At 79.7% G+C, this 526-nt stretch carries 1 pseudogene; it reads right to left on the bottom strand.

What is annotated here, in order from left to right:
* A pseudogene (locus GTW08_RS12190) lies at window positions 1–359 on the bottom strand (hypothetical protein); the annotation flags it as partial.
* Window positions 360–526: the final 167 nt, after the last annotated feature.

Here is a 526-nt window from a genome sequence, read left to right as displayed (position 1 = left end):
ACCCGCACCCGGACGTCGACGACGGCGCGGTCGCCGTCGGTGCTGACGCGGCCCGGCAGCACGAGGTCGGCCCGCTGGCGTCCGGTCCCGGTCCAGCCGAGCAGCCCGTCGGCCGCGGTCGTGGGCAGGTAGGCGGAGAGGACGCGGCCGCGGCGGGCGACGTCGTCCTCGTCCCAGGACAGCAGGTCCGCGGCGAAGGCCCCGGCCAGTGCGGACGCCTCGGCGGGGTCGACGATCGGCGAGGGGGTCCCGACCGGCGCTCCGGACGAGCGGGCGGCCGGACCGTGATCGGACAGAGCCGGGCCGGACGGCGCCTGTGTGGTGGGCGCCGATCCGGAGGACGCCGGGCCGGAGGGCACAGCGGGTGTCGCCCGTCCGGACGGCGCTGCGGAGCCGGACGGGTCCGGGTCAGCGGGTGCCGGACCGGACGCAGCGGCCGCGGTGTCGGACACGGACGGCGGCACACCGGTATCCGCGCCGCCGTGGGTGCCGTCGGCCCGCGTCGTCGCGGCAGGCGCCCACGCCG

The sequence above is a fragment of the Pseudonocardia sp. SID8383 genome (assembly GCF_009864975.1).
GTDB lineage: Bacteria > Actinomycetota > Actinomycetes > Mycobacteriales > Pseudonocardiaceae > Pseudonocardia > Pseudonocardia alni.
This window is presented reverse-complemented; position numbering and strand designations above follow the sequence as displayed.